Source organism: Nocardiopsis sp. L17-MgMaSL7 (assembly GCF_003182025.1).
Taxonomy (GTDB): domain Bacteria; phylum Actinomycetota; class Actinomycetes; order Streptosporangiales; family Streptosporangiaceae; genus Nocardiopsis; species Nocardiopsis prasina.
Genome location: NZ_QGTF01000004.1, coordinates 305,249 through 325,915, shown reverse-complemented (window position 1 = coordinate 325,915; position 20,667 = coordinate 305,249). Strand labels below are relative to the sequence as shown.

Below are 20,667 nucleotides of genomic sequence, written 5' to 3'. Positions count from 1 at the left end.
TGGACCCGGAGCAACTTCACGTACCGCATCACAGTTTTTGGGCAGTGGCTACCCCACCAGCATGGCCTCCGGGGCGGTGAAGCCTCTTGGCAGCAGAACCTGCTCGGAGTCAGCGATGATGCCGGCGGGCTGGCCGTCCAGCGTGGCCGGGGTCTGCGGACCCCGCATGGGGCACAGCAGCCACAGGCCGTACGGGGCACGGTCGGCCTCGCGAGCCTCCTGGATCAGGCGGCCCAGGAGGGACCGGCCCGCCTCGTACCGGGCCAGGGGTGTCGCCCGGTACAGCACCACCACACCGTTACCGGCGGGCGACTCCGCGCTGGCGGTGCGCACCCTCTCCCCCAGGCGCTGGAACACCTCCTGGAGCAGGGTCTCGAAGGGCCTGGGCCGGGGCTCGCTGTTGTCGGCCTTGGCCAGGTGCTCCCAGGTCAGGCCCCTGCCCTTGGCCTCCATGACCTCGTCGACCACGCGGACGAACTCGGTCGAGACGTCGAAGGGAACGGTGCCGGGCATACGAGTGAGCATCCGAGCGGAGCGCTCGGTGTCGGGCAGCCAGGTCTTGAGCGCCCGGTAGCCGCCTCGCTGGACCGCTTGCTCCAGTCGCTGCCAGGCCTGCAGGGAGGCGGTTCCCACCCGGTCCATCTCATGGTGGTGCCCGGTGTGGGTCGAGGGCTGGTAGGTGGTGAACTCCGGCTCCAGATACCAGCAGACGGTGTCACCGACCCGCTCCTCCCGGAGCTTGGGGTGGCGGTGCTTGAGCAGTGCGTGCAGCTGCTTTCGGCTCGGCGCGGGCAGTGCAGGGAAGCGCGAACGCACCCGGTCGCTGATCTGCTCCGGGGTGATCCCGGGTTTGCCCAGATAGCCGATGGCCTGGGTGATGCGCAGGGCCCGCTCGAGGTCGAGGTCGACCGGGTACAGCTCCAGTCGCGGGGTCGCCGCCGCGCGTTCCGACGCTGCCGCGGCGAGCTGCACCAACGCGGTGTCGGGGAGAGGCTTCATGCCCTCCGGCGACTCCGTTCCGCGCAGGGCCTCCCGCACCGTACCGGGACCGGGCAGGGCGTCGGAGCCGCCGAGAGCCACGAGTTCGTCAGCGCGCTCACCGAGGGATTCGGCGTAGTCGAACAGGTCACCCTCGACTGGGACCAGGGGGTCGTTGTCGATGACCCGAGCGACGATCACCCGGCGCGGGTAGCGCCGCGCCACGAAGCGCTGTTCGGTCCGCTGTTCCTCGTACTCCACCACCGCGCGCACCGCGGCGAGTGCGTACACCGAGCGCTCCTCGGTCTCCAGAGTGGAACCGCGCATGGACAGCAGCTCGGAGGCGATCTGACGCACCTCGCGGAGCCGGTTGTTACGGTCGAGGATGTCCGAGACGTCGTCGCGGACCGAACCCATCAGGGAGGCGTTCTTCGCCCAGTAGGCGAAGGCCTCCTGCAGCGCCTCCTCGACCCGTTCCTGGGGCAGGGAGAGCCGATCGGCGATCTCGCGCCGGGTCGGCCACCAGTCCAGGAGGCCCTTCTTGCCCTCCGGCGTGCCCAACAGCTCACGTGCCACCCGGACCCACCAGCGGTTGGCCTCGGTCGTGTTCGGCAGCAGCTGGCGGATCACCTGGTCGAGCAGGGCGTTGCGCTTGGTCTCTTCATCGGCGCCGCTGGGCAGCTTGGCCTTCGCCGGCACCGCGTACTCGGCCACATCCAGACTCTTGCGCCAGTAGGCCGTGGCACTGCTGAGTTCGTTGCGGATCCCCCGGGTGCTGCCCCGCATGTGCGTGATGTCCCGGACCGGGGTGCGCAGGAGCTGACCCACGGTCTCGCAGCGCAGGATCCGCTGGGCGGTGTCCACGGCGAGGGGGGTCAGACCTGCGAGGTGGAGGGGGGTCTCCACCGTGGCGCTCTCCATGTTGCGCCGACGGGTCTCCTCCGTGTCCTGCGCCGCTTCAGCGGGGGGCGCGGCGTGAAAGGAGGCCTGCCAGGCGGTGCGCATGTCCGCGAGGGAGGCGAAGCGCTTGCCGAGGTCCCGGTGCAGGGCACGGTGGAAAAAGTCCACCAGCGCGGCACGGCTCTGTTTGGGGAAGGCCTCCTCCGTGAGACGGGGGACCTCGACGTCCTCGCCGAGGAACTCGGGAGATACGCCGTCCTCGTCCCAGAGCGGCAGTTCGCCGGTGGCCATCTCGTGCAGGGTCACCGCCGCCGCGTAGCGCTCGGCGAAGTCGTCGTAGGAGCGGCTCTCACCGAGGAAGGGGTCCAGGTAGCCCCGGGTCCCGGCCGAGGTGTGGGTCAACGGGGCCTTGGACAGCGAGAAGTCGAACAGCACCAGGGCACGCGCCTTCTTACGGGTCTGCGCCACCCCGAGGTTGGCGGGTTTGATGTCCCGGTGTAGGACGGCCCTCTCCTCCAGGTGCTCCAGCGCCTCGAACAGGTGCTGACCGAAGGTGTGGAGTTCACCGCTGGTGAGCGCTCCCTCCTCACCCAGGAAGTCGGAGAGGGTCTTCTGTCCGGCTCGCTCCAGAACCAGGACGGTGCGTTCCCCGATCTCCTCCAGACCGGGGTCGGCCCCCTTCTCGGTGGCGGCCATGTCCACGATCCGCGGATGCGCGCCCACCTCGCGCAGGGTCTCGGCCTCACTGCGCAGAGCGGCCGCCGCGGACCCGGTGTTCAGCGCCACCTTGTAGACGATCTCGCGCCCCGCCGCCTGGTTGCGCATCAGCAGCGCCCGTGAGGTGGCACCCTTGCCCAGGATCTCGCGCACCTCCCACCCCGGGGTGACCTCGTCCCCCGTCCGGGCTTCGAGCGGGTCGGTGGTGACCTCGGGCAGGGTCAGGCGTTCCTCGACCTCGTCGAGTCCGCGCAGGAAGGCCTGCACGGTGGCCAGCCGGTCGTTCGGGGAGCGCTGGGTCGACTCACGCACCAGGGTGTCCAGCTGCGGGACGATGTCGTCGCTGACCGCCGCTGGGGTGAGGCACTCGTGCTGCTGGATGGTCTGGCTGAGTTCGGCACGGTCCCTGGCGGGCGGCCGCCCGGTGAAGACCAGGTAGGTCAGGGCTCCCAGTCCGAACAGGTCCTGGGCGGCCGCCCGTCCCGCGTAGTCGGGGAACTCGGGGGCCAGGTACGGGGCCGCGGCATTCTCCACGTGCGCGGCGAGGGCCCGGCCTCCCAGAGCGGCGTCCAGGTGTTCGGTGGCTCCAGTGCTGGAGGCGGTGTGCGAGGTGCGGTTGCCGCGTAGGCGAAGACTCTCCCGGGAGGCCACCTGCCAGTCGGCGATGTACAGGCGCGGGTGGCTGCCGTCCATCTCCACCCACACGCTGCGGGCCGCGAGCGCACGGTGGTAGAGCCGGTTACGGTGGGCGTGGTTGACGGCCTCGGCGAGTTGGCGGGCCATCGCCATGCGGGTGTCGACGTCCAGGCCCTCGCCGTGTTCGGCCATGAAGTGGTCGAGGCGCTGCCAGGACTTGTGGTGTCGGAAGGCGATGGCCGGACCGAAGTCCGTACCGCTCTCCTCGATGAGCCCGTAGTACTCGGCCTTGACGATGCCCTCGTGCGAGATCCCCTCCAGGGACATGTACTCGCGTTTGGCCGCGCGCTCGACGGAGCGGCGTTCGTCCTCGCTCGCGTCCTCACCGTAGTGGTACAGGCGTACGCGGCTGAGTCCGCCGAGGCGCTCGTGCTTGGCCTTGAAGTCGGTCCAGGTGGGTCCGCTGTCGAAGGACCGCTTCTCCAGGGTGTACTCCCCCAGTTTGAGGGCGCGGTCCATGGGCGTGATGCCGATGGTCTCCATCAGGCGGGTGACGTGTTTGAGGAAACCCGGGTCGACCTTGCTGTGGGGGGTGTTGATCAGTCCGTCCGACACCCCGGGCAGGCCGGTCTGCTTCTCGAGTCCGTCGCGGCCGTAGACGTGGGCGGCCTGGACCTCGTCGAACTCACAACGCAGGTCCGGGTCGGAGAGGAAGACCCCGGCCTCGATGAAGGGGATCCGTACGTTGCGCAGACCGAGCTTGTTCACCGCCCACTGCAGGCGGTTCTTGAGCTCCTTGGCCTTGAGGTCGTTCAGGTGCAGGGGGTTGCTGATGGTTCGACGGCGCCCGTCGCGGTCCACGAACGTCCACTCACTGCCTCGGTTGGTGGCATGCCCTGGGTGGCTCTTGATCTCGATGAGGTAGGCGCCGGTGGGCGTGACCGCGAACAGGTCACACTCGCGGATGCGCTTATTGCGCGCGGTGAAGGTGAAGCCGGCCCAGGCACGGTAGTTGCCCGTGGTCGGGAACCGCTCCCGGATGTGTTCCAGGGCGGCCTGCTCCCAGGGGAACTCCGAGGGCTTTCCCCACCACCGGTTCGACATCCGATCCGCTCCCTGTCCGGTTCTGCGACGCGCGACTGCCCGCCCAGCATAGGACTCCCGTGAGACAGCAGGGGTTGTCCTTGGAGTCCTGCCCATCCACAGCTCGGCCCCAGGGAGAAGTCGACACAGGCCGGTCCACGCAGTTCCTGGGAGCGGAACCTGCGGTGCCTTTGACCTCAGTGGTAACCCGAGAGTCACGTTTTCGCTCCAGAAGCCTGGATGGTTCCCCTGCGTGGCCGCTATCGGTCATTCCTGTGCACGCTGATGAACAAGGGGGAAGAGTGAAACCAGACACACGAAGCGGAAGCCCAGCAGGTGAGTCCGTGCCCACCGCCGGCTGACGCCGTTCCCATCATTAACCGCAGCACGCCGGAATCGAATCAGGAATCTTCGCGGCGAGGTCCGGAGATCACCGAGCAAGCAATCAAGTTGGGGGCCAGATGCCAGAAACCACCTCCCCTCCTCCTCACAACTCCTCATGCGAGAACGCCGAGCAGGCTAACTGCCATTGTCACTGCCGTGGGGCAGGCCACCAGAAGAACCTGCTCATACGAGCGGCACGATGCTCGGATTCTGGTGAATACGAATCACTACGTGAAAGCCTCCACGAAGTCTTCGGAGGATTCCACAAGGACGCACGAGATGTAGGAACTTGGACGCGTTCAGCCCGAAACGTTCCCACTCAGAGCGAGATCTCCACACTTGCCCTCAACAAGAGAAAGGGTGCCACCTGGTTGGAGACCCTCCTGGTCGATGAGGCTCTGCATGCTACGTTCGTCAAGCTAGCGGAAGCCAGCCTCCGAAGTAGCGCGCAAACGAGAGAAACCCAGGAGAAGTTCGTTAGCAAGGTGACAAGCGATGCCATCTCCATCGTTGGCTCGGAAGTCACCCTGAAAAGCGTCACAGAGGCACACGTCTGGTGCAGCATCGTGTCAGAGTTCCTGTCCCGGTTCAGCGAGGACAGCGACTCTCCACCAACCCCTAGAAGTTTCTCGAGCATCTGCTACCCCCGAAAGAGCAGAGGTGGAAGTCCCAGCTCTCTCAAGGACGTCCGAGAGCTGGGACTTCATCACGTCGCGGACACCTTCAGGACGACCCGGAACATTCCTGAATCCACAAAGATAGAATACTTGCGTCTCGTCGGAGCCGCCACTTGCCCTGACCTGTGGCGCCATGCATCCGCCGTCCGCTACTGCCTCTCCCCCTTCGTAGGGGATGAATCATGGCCGCCGCGCGCCACTACCAGGCTGGCAGTCCCACCACATTTCAAAGAGCTCGAATCCAGGTGGAAGAGGAAAGGGAACTGGTAGCAGCACCTGGCTTCAGTGAGAAAAACCGACCTGTGCGTAATCACCCTGGTGACGAAACCTCTGCTATTCATATGAACGCAGAGAGTCGTGAACTGACCCGATTCTCACAGCGGGGTGGGTGGCGGACACTCTCGTCCGCCACCCTGGTTCATCTGAGGTCTCTGGGCACGAGTGAGGACAGGAACGCCTGGGTCTCAGGATCGGTGGAGTAGAGGCGGCACGATCTCATGCCACGGGTCATGAGAACGCGGTAGGTGTTCCTGGCCAGTTCGAGGTACTCGTCGGCGTTCACACCTCGGACAGCTCGGTCCCGGCTCTCTTCGGGGTGAGCCTCCCACTGGTCACCGCGTCGTACAAGGTCAGGGCCGAAGATGACGCCGGCGTCGTGGTACTCGAGTCCCTGCGCGGTGTAGACGCAGCCGACCTGGCGTTCGCCCCCGGGGCCGGTGGCCCACAACCAGCTCTCCGGACCAACGAACTCACCGTCGGCCGCGATGGTCTGATCCTTGCGGAGGTTCCACGGACGTTCCCATTTCTGGGGTTCACCGTGGGGCCCGCCCTCCCACTCGATCTTGACGCCGGGCAACTCCTCACCCAAACGCACCTCGTCCCAGCCCCAGCAGAATCCGGCGCTGATCCGAGCGGTCCGATCCTGATCCAGGCACGTGTCGAGCCACCGCTCCATTTCCGACGGGTTGGAGCTGACGGCCAGGTCGTAGTCAGTGCCTGCCCAGGGCCTGGGTTCGTCGTAGAGGAGGTCGTCGACCCAGGAGTTGAACTCGCGGGAGCCGTTGCAGCGGAAACTTCCGTTGAGGCTGTGCGTGACGACGTTGATCGGCGGTGAAGCAGTCTGGGCGAACTCGTGGATTTCCTGCTCGGTCACACCTTCGTTGGGGCGGACCCGCTGACGTTCGTCGAGGAAGACCACCACGACCGGAACTTCCGAGAGGTTCCTCAGCACGTAGGTCCCCAGGCCGCCGCTGCTGCGGTGGTAGCGGTGGACCTCGTCGATGATCAGTAGCCGCGAGTCCCTCACCTTGTTCTTGGGTAGCTGGAACAGGGGATCCGAGCCAGGGACCCCCAGAGTCTCGCGCAGGTTGCGGGTCAGTGCGCCGGAAGGAGTCCCGTAGCGAGCACGGACGTTCGGCTTGTTCACGTAGTCCCCGAGCAGCCGCATCGCCAGTGCTGTCTTGCCGCTACCGGGCCCGCCCTTGACGACGATGAGGGTGCGCTGTCCGCTGTCCAGGGCCGTCCGCACGCGCGCCCTGACGTCCAGAAGCGCGGTCTGCTGGTCCCCGACGAGTTTGAACGAGGGTTCCCCGCGCACTGCCGCGGCCACGCTGTCCAGAAGAGCCTCGCTCCCCCGCCACCTGGCACCCGTGAAAGTCGTGAGGGCATGTTGGTCGAGCCCCTGAACGTCTGCGCACCGAAAGAGTTCACTCAGCTTCATGTCCTCCGAAGAGGAACGCACCTCCTCGCCACTGACCACTGGCACTCGGTACTCAGCGGGGAGTCCCCCGCTCTCCTGGACCGTGGCGGCCTGGGCACGGGTCGCGTTGTGGAGGAAGACGACTCCGCGAACCTCGAGTCGAGCGACATCGGATTCGAACCACCGTTCCAGGAAGGCCATGTACCCGGCTGTCTGAGCGAGCGGATGGGTCCACAAACGGTCGCCCCCCGGGAGGCGAACCAGGTTCCTGGCGACCGGGTTCGCCTCGGTCCACTGCTTCAACTCCACCACGGTGGCGACCAGATCATCCGGGCCTCGTTGACCGACCAGCAGGGCGTCCATCCGGCTTTCGGTGTCCAGGGTCGCGAACTCCAGGTAGATGTGCAGGTCCTCGAGGCCCGCACGGACCAGGACTTCGAGGAGCGGCGGCCAACTGTTTCGCCAGCTTCGCACCTCGGAGTCGCCCGGCTCTCCGAACCCCGCCGACTGGTAGGCGAGAACGCATCGATCGACGAAGTCCGGCTGCAGCAGCTCCTTGGCCGTGTCACCGACACGACCGGCGTGGACGTACCTGAGGGGGCTGGGGGGTGTTTCCGGCATCAGCTCTCATTCACATTGGCGATGTTTCCACGGTGCCAGGCGAAGTACTCGGCGTTGTTCTTCGTGAAGGCGGAGCAACTCTTGCCAAGGCGTTCCACCGCCGAGACGAGCGCCCCGTCCTTTGCTTTTTCGGATGCCTGGACGCAACCGTCGACATCCACGTATACGTAGCCGTGTTCGAAGAGGGCGTCGCAACCAAGGACACAGGCGAACATCAGGTTGTGGGGGTCAAGGCGCACCTCGTGAGGGCTTTGGCTGCGCCTGCGGATATGCGCGGTGTGAACCAGACGTACGGGTAACAGCAGTTGGCACAGGTCGCAGTACACCTCGGATCTGCCGTTGAGCTTCTTCCTCCGCAGTTTCTTCTGCTCGGCGCGTGCGAGGACATAGGCGCGGCGGTCGAGGTCGGAGGGTAGGTCCCAGTTGGTGCTGTCGGCGGGGTCCTCCGCGTCCGTGAGGCCGTCCTCGTAGTCTTCGAGCACCTTCTGGAAGAGCTTCTCTTGGACGGACTCCCGGCTTTCGGGTGAGAAGGCCCCGCCTTCGCCGCAGGCCGATCTGCGCAGGGCCTCAATGCCCTCCGGGCCGATGTCGTCCCTGGTCACGTCTTCCCAGGTTTCGACGAACTCCAGAGGCACCCTGTAGGGGTAGACGTCGTCCGCCCAGACCGGGCTCGAGTGCTCATACAGCCCTCCTGTCAGGCGAGCGACCTCGATCCGGGAGATCGTCTTCTCCTGTGCTACGTCCGCCTTGATGTGCCCCGAACCGCCAAAGCCCAGGTATAGGTAGTCCCCCTCTTTGAGGGATGCGAGGAGGTCGTGGTTCCTCACGACGCCTCTCCGGTTGGGCTTCCAGCCCCAGACAGACTGCTCGATACCGGTCTCGAGGTTCTTCTCTGCGGAGTTCGCAACGTAGACGTAGACCCGAGCGACATCGCTCTCGTTCAAGGTTCCAGCTCCTGATCATTCCGCAGTCAGGCATCTCACCACGAATGCGTGGAAATACTTCCAATCCCTCTTATGCTAAGAAATGGGTGTGACACTACAGGTTCACTCGCACCCATCCTCCGACCCGTGTGGGTGAAGGACGGCGCCAGCCGCCGCGTATCGCTAGCCTGGCCCGGTACGTCTCGCGGCCCGACAGGCTTCCTGCCCCGTAGGACACGCCTCCACCCGCACGAGATACCCCTTCGTGCTGCCCTGGAGTGTTCTTGACGGCCTTCCGCCGATCCGCCGCGTCCGTGTCGCGTTTCTCCGAGCTCGAGGAGCAACTCGGTGAGCTCATCTCCGAGCATCTCCGTTTCACCACTGGGCGCTCCGCGAGCCCCTCCGAGGTCCGTTCGTGGAACCGGAGTCTGCCTGTGCTCGCGAGCGACCTGGTGGACGCTGGGCTTGGTGAGGTCGAGATGCTCATGGAATACCGCCTGCCCCTGTCCGGCAAGCGCGTGGACGTGGTGCTCGCGGGTCACCATCCCGAGACGAACGACCACAGTTACGTGGTGGTCGAGCTCAAGCAGTGGAGCGAGTCCGAGTCATGGGAGGAGGACCCGAAAATGGTCCTGGTCCCCCACCAGCCGGGCGGCCCCAAACTCCACCCGGTTCTCCAAGTCCGCGGCTACTGCGACTACATCGGCGACTTCGTCTCGTCCGTCACCGACCCCGAGAAGCAGCTCCGGGGCGCGGCCTATCTGCACAACGCCTACGACCCCGCCGTACGCGATCTCTTCGATCTCCCGCAAGACGGCAACGGTCGGCTCTTCACCGTCCAGCGTCGCGGGGAGTTCCTCGACTTCCTCCGGGGAAGGCTCGCCCCGCTGGCAGGTGCCGACTCCGCCGACCATCTCCTGAGTGGGAAGACCCGACCCAGCAAGCAGTTGATGCAGGTTGCGGCGGTCGAGGTGAAGGAGCGGACCCAGTTCACCTTGCTCGATGAGCAGCGCACCGCCTTCCAAATGGTCATGCACGCGGTGGAACGCGCGCACGAGGAGGACCGCAAGACCGCCGTCATCATCACCGGCGGACCGGGAAGCGGTAAGAGCGTCATCGCCCTGTCCCTGCTCGGTGAGCTCTCCCGCAAGGGTGTGAGCACGATGCACGCAACCGGCTCCAAGGCCTTCACCGAGACCATGCGCAGGGTCGCGGGCAAGCGCAGCACGAGGGTGAAAGAGCTGTTCAAGTACTTCAACAGCTTCATGGAGGCCTCGAAGAACCAATTCGAGGTCCTGATCTGCGACGAGTCGCACCGCATCCGAGAGTCCTCCGCCAACCGGTTCACCAAGGCGACACTACGCACGGGAAGGCCCCAGGTGGACGAACTGCTGTCGGCGGCCAGGGTTCCCGTATTCCTCCTCGACGAGCACCAGGTCGTTCGTCCAGGAGAAATGGGCACCGCCGAGACCATCAGACAGCACGCGACGAAGATGGGGCTGGAGGTCCATCAGGTGGACCTGGCCGGCCAGTTCCGCTGCGGTGGCAGCGAGCTGTACGAGGAATGGGTTCTCCGCCTGCTGGGTCTGTCGCCGGGCGGTCCCCTCCCTTGGACCGGGGACGACAACTTCTTCCTGAATACGGCCGATTCCCCAGCCGAGATGGAACTGCTTCTACGACCGACTCTGGAGCAGGGGGACACAGCGCGCCTGAGCGCTGGGTACTGCTGGCCGTGGAGCAAGGCCGAGAATGATCGTCCGTTGGAGAACGACGTCCGTATCGGGGAGTGGGAACGTCCATGGAACAGCCCCCTGAAACGCTGGCTGCCGGGAGTACCCCCGAGCTCTCTCTGGGCGACCGAGGAGGGCGGGTTCGACCAGGTGGGATGCGTGTACACGGCTCAGGGGTTCGAGTATGACTGGTCGGGGGTGATCCTGGGACCGGACCTGCTGTTCCGTGACGGTCACCTGGTCGTCGACCGCACAGCCAACAGGGACCCCGCGATGAGGAAGAAGACGACCGACAACGAGGCCGAGGCGCTGATCCGCAACACCTACAAGGTCCTGCTGACCCGGGGCATGCGCGGCACCCTTCTGTACTCGACCGACCCCGAGACCCAGGAGTTTCTCACCGCGCTCGTGAACAGAACGGGCTGACCGGCCCGAGCTGAGCAGGATTCGCTTTTCTCCTCGGATGTCCTCCCGGACCGCGTCTGTTGGCCGGGCGGGCCCTCGCAACACCGCGAGGGCCCGCCCGCTGTGCGCGTGGCGCCTTGCGTACGGAGCCTCGGCTCAGGCATCCCTCGCGGCGGGCACGGCGGCAACCACCGGCTCGTTCCAGCGGCCGGTCGCGAGGAAGTCCTCCAGCGCCTTCGTGTAGGGCACGAGGTCCAGCTTGAGCGTCTGCTCGACCCATGTGTCGTCGTAGTAGCTCTTCATGTACCGCTCGCCCTGGTCGCACATGAGCATGACCACGCTGCCCTGCTCACCGTCGGACAGCATCTCCGCGACTATCCGCAGGGCTCCCCACAGGTTGGTCCCGGTGGAGGGGCCGGCTCGGTGGCGCAGGCGTGACAGGAGCAGGCGCATGGCGGCGATCGAGGCGGCGTCGGGGACCGAGATCATCCGGTCGACGACGGCGGGCAGGAACGAGGGCTCGACCGTGGGGCGCCCGATCCCCTCGATGTGCGACGGGCTCCCCTTGGTCCACGTCGAGGGGTCCTCGGGCCACTGGCTCTTGGGGTGGCCCTGGTTGGCCACCCAGTTGGGGAAGAACGCGGAGTTCTGTGGGTCCACGACGCACACGCGGGCGTCGCGACGACTGAAGCGGATGTGTCGGCCGATGGTCGCACCGGTGCCGCCGGTGCCCGCTCCCACCACGAACCACTTGGGGTCGGGGTGGCGCTCCTCGGAGATCTGCTGGAAGACGGTCGCCGCGACGTTGTGGTCGTCCCGGTAGTCGTAGGCGCGCTCCGCGTAGGTGAACTGGTCCATGAAGTGCCCCTTCGGGGTCTCCTTGGCCAACCGCGCGGCTTCCTTCTCGATGTCGCCGTCGGGTCCGGGGTTCTTCACCTCGCCCCCGTACGCCTTGATGAGCTCCACCTTCTCCACGCTGGTGTTCTTGGGCACCACGGCGGTGAACTTCAGCCCCAGAAGCTGGGCGAAATAGGCCTCGGAGACCGCCGTGGACCCGCTGGAGGCCTCGAACACGTGCGTGTCGGCCTCGATCCAGCCGGTGCACAGGGCGTGCAGGTACAGCGCACGCGCCATGCGGTGCTTGAGGCTCCCGGAGGGATGCACCGACTCGTCCTTGACGTAGAGGTCGATGCCCCAGTCCGTGGGGAGGGGGAAGCGGAACACGTGCGTGTCCGCTGAGCGCGTGGCGTCCGCGTGCAGCAGGCGCACGGCCTCCTTCACCCAGGCGCGTTTGCGGCCGTCGTAGTAGTCGACGATCCGGGTCGTCACGGGCTCTGTGATCTGCTCGGTCTGTGTCGTGGTCATGCGCCGTCGCTACCCAGACACCGGCGACACGGACCGCATGACCGCGAAATCACCGCTCGTGCCTCCTGCTTACGCCTGGTTTCTCTGGGTTGGTCCTCGTCGGCTCAGGCGTTTTCGGCTCTTCGCCATCGAGTGATCAGGCGAGGCCACGATCCCGGGTTGGGAGGGCCTGGCGGTGACGGAAGGAAGCCGCTCCCGCGGGGATCGGGTGGGAGCGGAGCACGATCCCCTGCTTCCCCGCGGTCGTGGAAGGGGGTTGCCGGCTCCCGCCCGCGCGACGGGGCCTGGACGGGGCCCCGAGGGAGGTTCTTTTATTTGGTGGCGCGTTGGGAACCGAAAGTTGCCTGAACGTCACCATGCGGGTGCACTGTTAGAGAATGAAGCGCTGCGATTTCTGTGAACTCCCCATCGGTGAGGGGTGCGCCTGTGCGCTGCCCCGGGACTACATCGGTAGCTGTGGGACGGGGACTCCGTTCTCCACCGTGAAGCCGTACCCCTCCAATGACGCCATCCTCATCTCCCTGCGGGGCGTGGCCCACCGGCTCGGTTGCTCCCACCAGTCCGAGTCGGACGTCCGAGCCCCGTTGTGGGGCTGGATCAACTACCCCGACCCCCGGCTGTGGCAGCGGATCAGTGAGACCTCCCCCCTTCAGGCCACCGGGGGCAACACCAAGCGCGCGGCAACCCGGCGGTGCCGGAGCTGCGACCACTGACGGACTCCGGGACGGGTTCCACGAAGCCGTCCCGGGACCGGGTCAGTCGCAACTGCAGTCGCAGTTCTCGCAGCAGGAGCAGTTGCCACAGCAGCTGCACGCGTCGCAGCAGGTGGAGCAGGTGTCGGCCACGCACGCGCAGGCGTCGCACCAGGAGTCCTGGGGTTCACCCGACCACGGGCCGGGGTGCGGGTCGCGGCAGCAGTACTGGCAGGTGCAGCACATGAACAGCGCCGTGGCGCAGCCGGTGAGGATGCCCCGGCCGCGCGGCGGTTCCTGGAGTTCGGGGGTGCCGCAGGAGCAGGCACCACCGCAGCAGCCGCGCTTACCGGAGCGCTTCGAGCCCTTTCCGCCGTGTCCGGAGTGATCCCCGTGTCCGGCGTCGTGGGGGTGTCCGCCGTCGCCGGGGTAGTCAACGTGGCCGCCGCCGTGGGGCGGGTAGTGACCGTGCCCGGGGTGGCCGCCGTGGGCGAAGGTGCGCTCGACGGCGCGGTGGAGCTCTTGAACCAGGAGCACGCGGACCAGGCGGTCGTCGGTGAACACGGCCTCACGGAGGGCCAGGTCGACACCGAGGACCGCGTCATCGCAGAGCTCCCGGGCCCGGCTGACCGGGGTACCGGTGGCCGTGAGCGGGTTCCAGGCGCCGCTGGCCAGGTCCTCCGCACGGTCCTCGACCGCGTCCAGCAGGTGCGCCACCCGGCCGAAGAGGCGTCCCGCCTCCTGGAGCGGGGCGGCGTTGCGCGGGATGCCCGCGAGGGCCGCGGTGTGCGCGAAGGCCTCACCGGTGGCCTCCTCGGTGGGCCGGGTGACGGTCAGGATGTCCGTGCCCTCGGTGGCGGAGAGTTCGGCCTCGCGTTGGCGGTCCACCACTGAGACCAGGGCCCTGCCTTCGAACCCGAGTCCGCTGCCGGTCCGCTGGGCGCCGTTCTGCCAGCGCGCCGCCACGCGACCGGCCACGGCGCGCACGCCGGGGCGGGCGTAGGCGCCGTCGCCGTCCTCGATGTGGTCGCTGATCTTGGCCGAGGCGAGCATCAGGGAGACCGCCGCGGCCAGGTGGGCGCCGGAACCGTCTGCGACCTGGGCCCCGCGCATGCCGCGGAGGAGGCAGCGGCCCGCCACGCGGGTTCCGGCCTGGTCGCGGGACTGCGCCGCGGTCAGGACCGACACGACCAGACCGTCGTAGTTGGTGGCGACCCTGGAGGCCTGGCCGTGGTCGTCCCGAAGGGCGAGGCACAGTCCGCACATGTGGGACATCCACTCCCGCGCGAGGTCCTCGGACAGGCTGTGACGGCAGGGCCGCAGGATTCCGAACACGAAACCGACACCTCTTCTCCCGGTGCGCCGAGCGCGCACTGATGCGGGATGTGACTCCCGGAAGGGGTGTCCGGTTCTCACTGGTTCGTGACTGGTCAGCGGGCCAGGGGCGAACCGCAGCACTTCTTGAACTTGCGCCCGGACCCGCAGGAGCACGGTTCGTTGCGTCCGGGTGACGGAGCGGGGCGCTCGTCGGTGGGGAGGTGCCCGCTCGGAGCGCCCCTGAGGTCGTCCTCCAGAGGGGGCAGGTAGGCGTCGGTGGAGCGGGTCGCGAGGTCGTGGGCGTCCGGGGCCATGCCGAGCGCCTCGCGCATGCGGGCGCGGCCGAGCAGGGGCAGCAGGCCGAGCCGGTTGAGTTCGGCGACGGTCTCCGGGGGCTGGGCGAGCATCCCCCGGCAGACGACGTTGTAGCAGTGCAGGGCCTTCTCGAAGTCGCCCCGCGACGCGAGGTCCTCGGCGAGGAGCACGGCCACGCCGCGTTCCAGGCCGGAGTCCATGAGCTCCTTGAGCAGGGCGTCCGCCTCGGCGGTCCGGCCCTCGGCGCGCAGCATCGTGACGATCTGGTTGGTCGCGAACTGGCGGTGCCCGCTCTTCGGCGCGTGCTCGCGCAGGGCCTCGGCGAGCGTCCGAGCGGCGTGTTCGTCCCGCTCACGCAGGACGTCCACGGCTTCAAGGAGGATCTCACCGGCCTCGTCGGGGAAGGCCGTCAGGTCCTTGAGGTGTCGCTTGGGCAGGTCGAGGTCGCGGATCGCGTCCCACAACGGCTGCGGGACCGCCGTGGGGGCCGGGGAAATGTCGGTCATCCTCCCAGGTTAGGACGTGTCGGGTGGGTGCTGCCCGTCACACGGAGGCGGTCAGATCGGGCTGATGCGGCTGAGGAGGTCGAGGAGGCCCGTCCCCGTGCTGGAGCCGACCTCCAGCCCGATGACGAGGGCGGCCACGGCCAGACCCAGGACGAGCAGGATCAGGGGCCAGCGCCGTTTGCGTTCCGGGGTCTCGGAGAAGGGTTGCGCGTCGATCCAGGACTGGTCCAGGCGGGCGATCTCCCTGCGGAGGTCCTGGACCTCGGTGTGGTAGTGGTCGCGCTCGTCGCGGACGCGTTGGAGTTCCGCGCGCTCGGCGCGGACGGCGGCGCGGGCGTCGACGACGTCGGTGTGGGCCCCCTCGGGGCCGCGTTTGGAGTGCCACCGCTCCAGGCGGGAGAGGGGCAGGTCCGCGTACTGGGTGGGCCAGTTGTCGTCGGGGTCGTCGAAGTCCTCGTCCGGCTCGGGCACGGTCTCGGCCGCGTAGTCGGGGGTTTCGGGGAGGGCGAGGGGCGGGGCGTCCTCGGGGGAACGGGGTTCGGGCCGGTCGGCCCGGACGGGTTCGGGAGCGCTCATCGAGGCGGAGATGGTCCAGGGCTCGGGATCGGTCCCCGGTGTCTTGGTGGCGGGCTCCGTCGTGCGCGGCGCCTCGTCCCAGAAACCCGCCCCGGGTGAGATCCGGGTGTCGCCGGACGCGGCCTCGGGTTCGGCTGAGCGGGCCGTGTCGGTGTCGGGTTCCCCCGGTCGCGGTTGACGGCCGAAGATCGAGAGGGGGTCGTGTTCCGGTTCCTGCGGGGGCTGGCGCCGCGCCACTCCCAGGAAGGTGTGCCCCCGCCTTCCGGAGGAACCATCGAGGCGTCCGGCCCAGGTCTCCTGCTCGGCGGTGTCCTGGGAGTCGTCGTCGGTGAAGGGGTCGGGGGCCTCTTCGAGATCGCTCTCAGGGTCTGACACCGGGTCGGGGTCGGGGTCGGCTCCGGGCAGCGGTGAAGGCCAGCGAGCGGATTCGACCTCGGTCAGTGGCGACGTCCTCGGGCCCTGTTCGACCTCGGTCAGTGGCGGGCGCACCGGGGAGGACTCGACCTCCGGGAGCGGCGAGGGCCGTGCGTACTCGCCCCCGGTCAGCGGCGAGCGCGCCGGGGAGGATTCGGGCTCGGTCAGCGGCGATGGCTCGCCATAGGCGCCGTAGGCGCCGAAGGCTGGGGTGGCCGCGGTGTCCTCCTCGGCGGCCAACCAGCTTTCGGGGACCTGCTCCACCGTGTGGGTCTCGTCGGGCTCCTCCTCCTGCGGCTCGGAGCGGGGGGCCGGGTCCAGCCAGTCGCGGAGCAGGTCGCGGCGTTCACCGAAGGTGGTGGCCTCGGGGATCCCGCGATCCCTGAGGTGGTCGGCGAGCGCGTCGCCGCCCTCCTCCCTCAGGACGGTGACCAGGCCCTCGGCGATCCGCAGGTGGTCGCTGGGGACCGGTGAGAGGAAGGGCGACCCCGTGGCGTGGTTCGCGGGGGGTGGCGCGAAGGCCAGGTGCGGGCCGTCCTGCGCGCCCAGGACCGGGTCATAGGTGGAGAAGGACCAGCTCCACCCGGCGGCGGGCAGGGCGGCGCGCGGGGTGAGCACGTCGTGCAGGGTGCGGTGCATGCCCCACAGGAAGCGCAGCTGGACGGCCTGCCACAGGTCGGCCCGGTCGGGGTCCAGGGCCAGGTGGACGGGGCGGTCGGGGTGCGCGAGCGCGTGGGCGACGGCCCCGGCGAGGATGGGTTCGCCGTCGATCTGGGTCTCGGCGGCGCGCCGGTCGCGGGTGCGCAGGGCGCCCGGCGCCGCGGTGCGTTCCCAGGGCGCCGGGGCGGACAGGCTGCGCATGGTCGCCCAGCCCGGTGTCGGTGGCCTGCTCGCGGCGGGCCGGGTGTTGGGGTTCTCGTGCAGGGAGAGGACACGGGGGAAGGTGAGCCCCCGGGTGGGCCCCACGATCGCCCAGGCGTGCGCCTCGCGGACGTCGCCGGGCCACCGGTAGACGAGGGCGCTCTGGCCGTCGGGGTAGTGGTGGGCCCAGAGGGTCTCCGGGTAGGCCGTCGGGTCGGTGCCGGGCAGCGCGGAACGGTAGTCGGCGGTGAGGGCGGGGATCAGGCGGTCGCGCCATGAGCGCAGTACGGGCTGGTCCCGGTCGGGGAGGGACGTGGCGGCCGGTCCGGGGCCGACGCGACCGAGGAGGGTGGGTTCGGCCCAGGCGAAGTGGATCTGGTGGTAGGCACCTGAGTCCGCTTCCAACGCCGTCGTGCTCTCGGGCAACTGGCCCCTCCCCCTTGGTTCGCGGATCCGTGGTGCGCGCGGATCCGCCGCGCGCCTACCTAGGGAAGGTATCCGCCGGAAGCGTCAGGAAACCGCGAAAGCGGAGTTATAGGGACATGTGCGAGCTATGTCGGGTCCGAATCAGCGCGCGTCGGCGAGCCGGGAGTGCTGATCGGAGGTCAGGGTAAGGTCCATGGCCTCCAGCGCCTCGTCCAGCTGGGCGACGCTGCTGACACCGACCAACGGGATGACGCCCGGATCGTGGCCCGCGAGCCAGGAGAGCACCACCTGGTTGCGGGTGGCTCCGGTCTCCTTGGCCACCTCGTCCAGGACGGCCAGGCGGGCGGCGGTGCCGGGGTGGTCGTAGGCGTACTCCAGGGGCCGGTCCGGGCGGGTGTAGGCGCCGCTCAGCAGCGACGTGTACGCCACCAGGACGTGTTCGCGCCCCTGGGCCGCCTCGGCGCGGACGAAGTCGAACAGTTCGGGGGTGGCGTGCATGTGACCCGCGGACTCCAGGGGCACGTCGCCACGGGGCTGGAGGTAGCTGTAGCGGTACTGGAGCACCCGCGGGCGCGGCCACCCGTGGGCCTCCGCCGCGGAACGGGCCCGCTCCAGCCGCCAGGTGCGGTGGTTGCTGAGCCCGAACTCCCGGACCGTCCCCTCGGCGACGAGCCGGGCGAAGGCCTCCATGGTCTCCTCGACCGACGTGTCGGGGTCCTCCCTGTGGGCGTACAGGAGGTCGAGGGTGTCGACCCCCAGGCGTTCGCGGCTGCGCTCGGCGGCCGTCGCCACGGCTGCGGACGAGAGCCCCTCCGCCGCCACCAGACCGGCGCCGGGCACGGTCGGCTGTGCGCCGATCTTGGTGGCGATCACGACCTCGTCGGTCACGCCGCGCTCGCGCCGCCAACGGCCGAGGAAGGTCTCGCTCTCGTGTCCCTGGCCTCCCTCGATCCAGAACTGGTAGCAGTCCGCGGTGTCGACGAAGGTGCCCCCGGCCTCGACGAAGCGGTCGAGGAGGGCGGCGGAGGTGGCGGCGTCCGTGGTGCTGCCGAACTGCATCGCCCCCAGGCACAGGGCGCTGACGGTGCGGCCGTTGATCGTGGTGTGTCGCATCAGGCGCTCTCCCCGGTCACGGGGACCGCTTCCGAGGCTTCGTCGGCGAGCGCCCTCGCGTAGTAGTCGATCTTGTGCTGGATCGTGATCTGGCGTTGGCAGAGCTCGGCGATGCGGGCGTCGAGGTCCCGCTGGTGGCTCTGCAGCACGTCCAGGCGCTCGGGGATGGTGTGGTCGCCGTCGCGGACCAGCTCGGCGAAGTCGCGCAGCCGGGCGATGGGCATGTCGGTGTCGCGCAGACACCGGACGAGGTGGAGCAGGTCGACGTCGTCGGTGCGGTAGCGGCGATGACCGCTGGGGGCGCGCTCGACCCTCCGGAGCAGGCCCGCCTTCTCGTAGTAGCGCAGGGTGTCGAGGGTGAGACCGAAGCGCTCGGCGACCTCACCGGGGGTGTAGTAGTCCTTCATGCCGCAAGCATGGGACCTGGAGCGCACTCCAGGTCAAGTACCGGCGGAAAGTTCGCCTCGGGAGAGGGGAGCAAAGGGGCGGGTGGGGGTGAAGGGACGAGGGTGAAAGGTAGCGGTGCTAGGCAGCCGACCGACCACGAGGGCCCCGGGGGGCCGAGTGGCTCCGGGGAGGGGCGTGAGGCAACCGACCGACCACGTAGGACGCGTGGGACCGAAGGGTCCCGGCCCGATCCGCGCGAGGCGACCAACCGGCCCACGGGCCCCGGGTGGGGACGAACGGCCCCCGCCCGAGCGGCGCCAGACAACCGACCAACCACGAACGCACCAGGTGCGGACGACCGGCGCTGCCTCGCCGAGGCGGCCCTGGCCGGGGCTCCGGGTCAGGTGCCGCTGCCCCGGATGGCACCGACCACGGCACCGGTGAGGTCGTCGATGATCTCCTGTTCGCTCACCTCGGGGTGTTCGAGCCACCACTCCCCCGCCGCCTGGACCATGCCCACGACGGCGTGCGCGGCGATCTGGGCCCGCAGCCGATCCCTGATCCGCCCCTCGGTGAGCAACAGGTCCGCGAGCTCCTCCCCCAGGCGGCGCACCATCAGTCCGAGGTCGCTGCGGGTGCGCACGTCCTCCGAGGTGGCGCGGTCCATGAGGAACCGGTAGAGGTTGAGGTTCTGCGAGATCATCGACAGGTACGCGCCGACCGTGGCCCGGGCGCGCACGTCGAAGTCGGCGTGCTGGTACAGCTCGGAGCGGATGGCCTCGATGAGCGGGTCCACGTGGCGCTGGGCCAGCGCCTGGTAGAGGCCGCCCTTGTCGCCGAAGTGCCGGTAGAGGATGGGTTTGCTGATTCCCGCCTCGGTGGCGATGGCGAGCATGGAGGCGTCGGGGCCGTCGCGCTGGATCACCCTGTCCGCGGCGTCCAGGATGGTCCGCCGCCGTTCGGGGTCGCGGCCGCGCCCGCTCCTTCCCCGGCGGGGCGCCGCCGCGGGGGTGTCGTCGTCGGGCGCGGTCTGCTGAGTGTTTTCGAAGGCCACAAGCGTTCACCGTACTGGAGGGCCCGGCACGGCGGACCGGGGCGCGGACGTCGCCCCTCAGGTCGGGATGGCGATCCAGGTCGCGCGTGCCAGGGCGAGCACGCGGCCGTCGCCGTCGTACAGGGCGCTGCCGGTGTGGACCTTGCGACCGTCCACGGACTCCAGGTGTCCCATCACCACCTGTGTGGACTCGACCGGCGGGACCGCGAGGACCTGGGCGGTCAGTCGGCCCAGGACGATGGGGCGGCCGGAGATGTCGCTGGACCAGCCGCCGGGGCAGTCCAGCGCGGCCCAGACCTGGGCGAGGGCGGCCGTTCCGTCGCCGCCGTCCACCTCCGGGCGGACCTCCCACGTGCAGGCGACGGTGTTGCCGACCCCGTCGGGGCCCTCGCCGGAGCGGACCCGTCCCGCGAACAGGCGCAGGCCCTCGCCCTCGGCGCGTTCGGGGCCGCAGCTGTAGCAGCGCGGGAAGGGGTGGTCGTCCAGCCCGGCGTAGCGGTCGCGGGCCTCCTCGGCCTCGGTGACGCCAACAGGTCCGCCGGGGATCAGCCCGGGGTTGAGGGGACCGGTGGTGACGGCCTCGGCCACGAGGCGGGCGCGGTCCTCGGCCGCGGGGTCGACCAGGCGCAGGCCCTCAGGGGACTCCTCCACCGTGAGCGGGCGGTCCAGCGGCGGCGGGGTGCGCAGGGTGACCTGGACGGCGGGGCCGCCCGGGGCGGTCAGCCGCGCGGCGAGCAGTCCCGCGCTGTAGCCACCGTTCCCTGAGCCGTCGGGGCCGTTGAAGGCCGCCGGGATGGTGAGGGTGGGGGCGCCGTTGCCTGGTGTCATGGGCCACAGGCTAACGGGGGTGGTGAGTGGCGGCGCCGTCCGCCCCGTCCGGTGTGCGGC

The 20,667-nt window shown here is 68.8% G+C and carries 14 protein-coding genes; 3 read left to right on the top strand and 11 right to left on the bottom strand.

Annotated features, from left to right (window positions below; translation table 11 throughout):
- Window positions 1-48: 48 nt before the first annotated feature.
- A complete protein-coding gene (gene pglW / locus BDW27_RS09235; RefSeq protein WP_110048997.1) occupies window positions 49-4,335 on the bottom strand; it encodes a BREX system serine/threonine kinase PglW in 4,287 nt (1,428 codons plus the stop codon).
- Window positions 4,336-5,069: 734 nt separating this feature from the next.
- Here pglW and BDW27_RS27070 point away from each other — a divergent pair.
- Window positions 5,070-5,645, top strand: coding sequence for a hypothetical protein (locus BDW27_RS27070; protein WP_146223250.1), 576 nt, complete (start codon window positions 5,070-5,072; stop codon window positions 5,643-5,645).
- A 148-nt stretch (window positions 5,646-5,793) separates the two neighbouring features.
- On the opposite strand, the gene BDW27_RS09230 is transcribed toward BDW27_RS27070, so the two are convergent.
- Together BDW27_RS09230 and BDW27_RS09225 are read right to left on the bottom strand one after the other, a co-directional pair.
- A complete protein-coding gene (locus BDW27_RS09230; protein ID WP_110048996.1) occupies window positions 5,794-7,695 on the bottom strand; it encodes a DNA/RNA helicase domain-containing protein in 1,902 nt (633 codons plus the stop codon).
- Complete coding sequence (locus BDW27_RS09225; protein WP_110048995.1) at window positions 7,695-8,639, bottom strand: hypothetical protein; 945 nt, start codon at window positions 8,637-8,639, stop codon at window positions 7,695-7,697. The genes BDW27_RS09230 and BDW27_RS09225 overlap by 1 nt, the downstream gene beginning before the upstream one ends.
- 413 nt (window positions 8,640-9,052) lie before the next feature.
- Here BDW27_RS09225 and BDW27_RS09220 point away from each other — a divergent pair, with 413 nt between their 5' ends.
- Window positions 9,053-10,774 (top strand): DUF2075 domain-containing protein, encoded by a 1,722-nt coding sequence (locus tag BDW27_RS09220; RefSeq protein WP_233515697.1) that lies wholly within the window; start codon window positions 9,053-9,055, stop codon window positions 10,772-10,774.
- Between the two features lie 135 nt (window positions 10,775-10,909).
- On the opposite strand, the gene BDW27_RS09215 is transcribed toward BDW27_RS09220, so the two are convergent.
- Window positions 10,910-12,118, bottom strand: a complete 1,209-nt coding sequence (locus tag BDW27_RS09215; RefSeq protein WP_110048994.1) for a PLP-dependent cysteine synthase family protein — start codon at window positions 12,116-12,118, stop codon at window positions 10,910-10,912.
- 377 nt (window positions 12,119-12,495) lie between these two features.
- On the opposite strand from BDW27_RS09215, the gene BDW27_RS09210 reads away from it, so the two are divergent.
- The gene (locus BDW27_RS09210) at window positions 12,496-12,831 is read left to right on the top strand and encodes a hypothetical protein (protein ID WP_026129291.1); all 336 of its coding nucleotides are present in this window, start codon (window positions 12,496-12,498) and stop codon (window positions 12,829-12,831) included.
- Window positions 12,832-12,873: 42 nt separating this feature from the next.
- Here BDW27_RS09210 and BDW27_RS09205 read toward each other — a convergent pair whose 3' ends face one another.
- From BDW27_RS09205 to BDW27_RS09175, 7 genes are all read right to left on the bottom strand, one after another.
- A complete protein-coding gene (locus tag BDW27_RS09205) occupies window positions 12,874-14,145 on the bottom strand; it encodes a DUF5685 family protein (RefSeq protein ID WP_110048993.1) in 1,272 nt (423 codons plus the stop codon).
- Between the two features lie 95 nt (window positions 14,146-14,240).
- Window positions 14,241-14,948 (bottom strand): SEC-C metal-binding domain-containing protein, encoded by a 708-nt coding sequence (locus tag BDW27_RS09200; protein ID WP_110048992.1) that lies wholly within the window; start codon window positions 14,946-14,948, stop codon window positions 14,241-14,243.
- A gap of 51 nt (window positions 14,949-14,999) precedes the next feature.
- Window positions 15,000-17,225, bottom strand: a complete 2,226-nt coding sequence (locus BDW27_RS09195) for a hypothetical protein (RefSeq protein WP_199560593.1) — start codon at window positions 17,223-17,225, stop codon at window positions 15,000-15,002.
- 141 nt (window positions 17,226-17,366) lie between these two features.
- A complete protein-coding gene (locus BDW27_RS09190; protein ID WP_110048991.1) occupies window positions 17,367-18,338 on the bottom strand; it encodes an aldo/keto reductase in 972 nt (323 codons plus the stop codon).
- Complete coding sequence (locus tag BDW27_RS09185; RefSeq protein ID WP_110048990.1) at window positions 18,338-18,745, bottom strand: MerR family transcriptional regulator; 408 nt, start codon at window positions 18,743-18,745, stop codon at window positions 18,338-18,340. The genes BDW27_RS09190 and BDW27_RS09185 overlap by 1 nt, the downstream gene beginning before the upstream one ends.
- A 380-nt stretch (window positions 18,746-19,125) precedes the next feature.
- On the bottom strand, window positions 19,126-19,779 hold the full coding sequence (locus tag BDW27_RS09180; protein ID WP_017544755.1) for a TetR/AcrR family transcriptional regulator: 654 nt from the start codon (window positions 19,777-19,779) through the stop codon (window positions 19,126-19,128).
- Between the two features lie 57 nt (window positions 19,780-19,836).
- Window positions 19,837-20,607: a hypothetical protein gene (locus tag BDW27_RS09175; protein ID WP_110048989.1), complete on the bottom strand. Its 771-nt coding sequence runs from the start codon at window positions 20,605-20,607 to the stop codon at window positions 19,837-19,839.
- Between the last annotated feature and the right edge of the window lie 60 nt (window positions 20,608-20,667).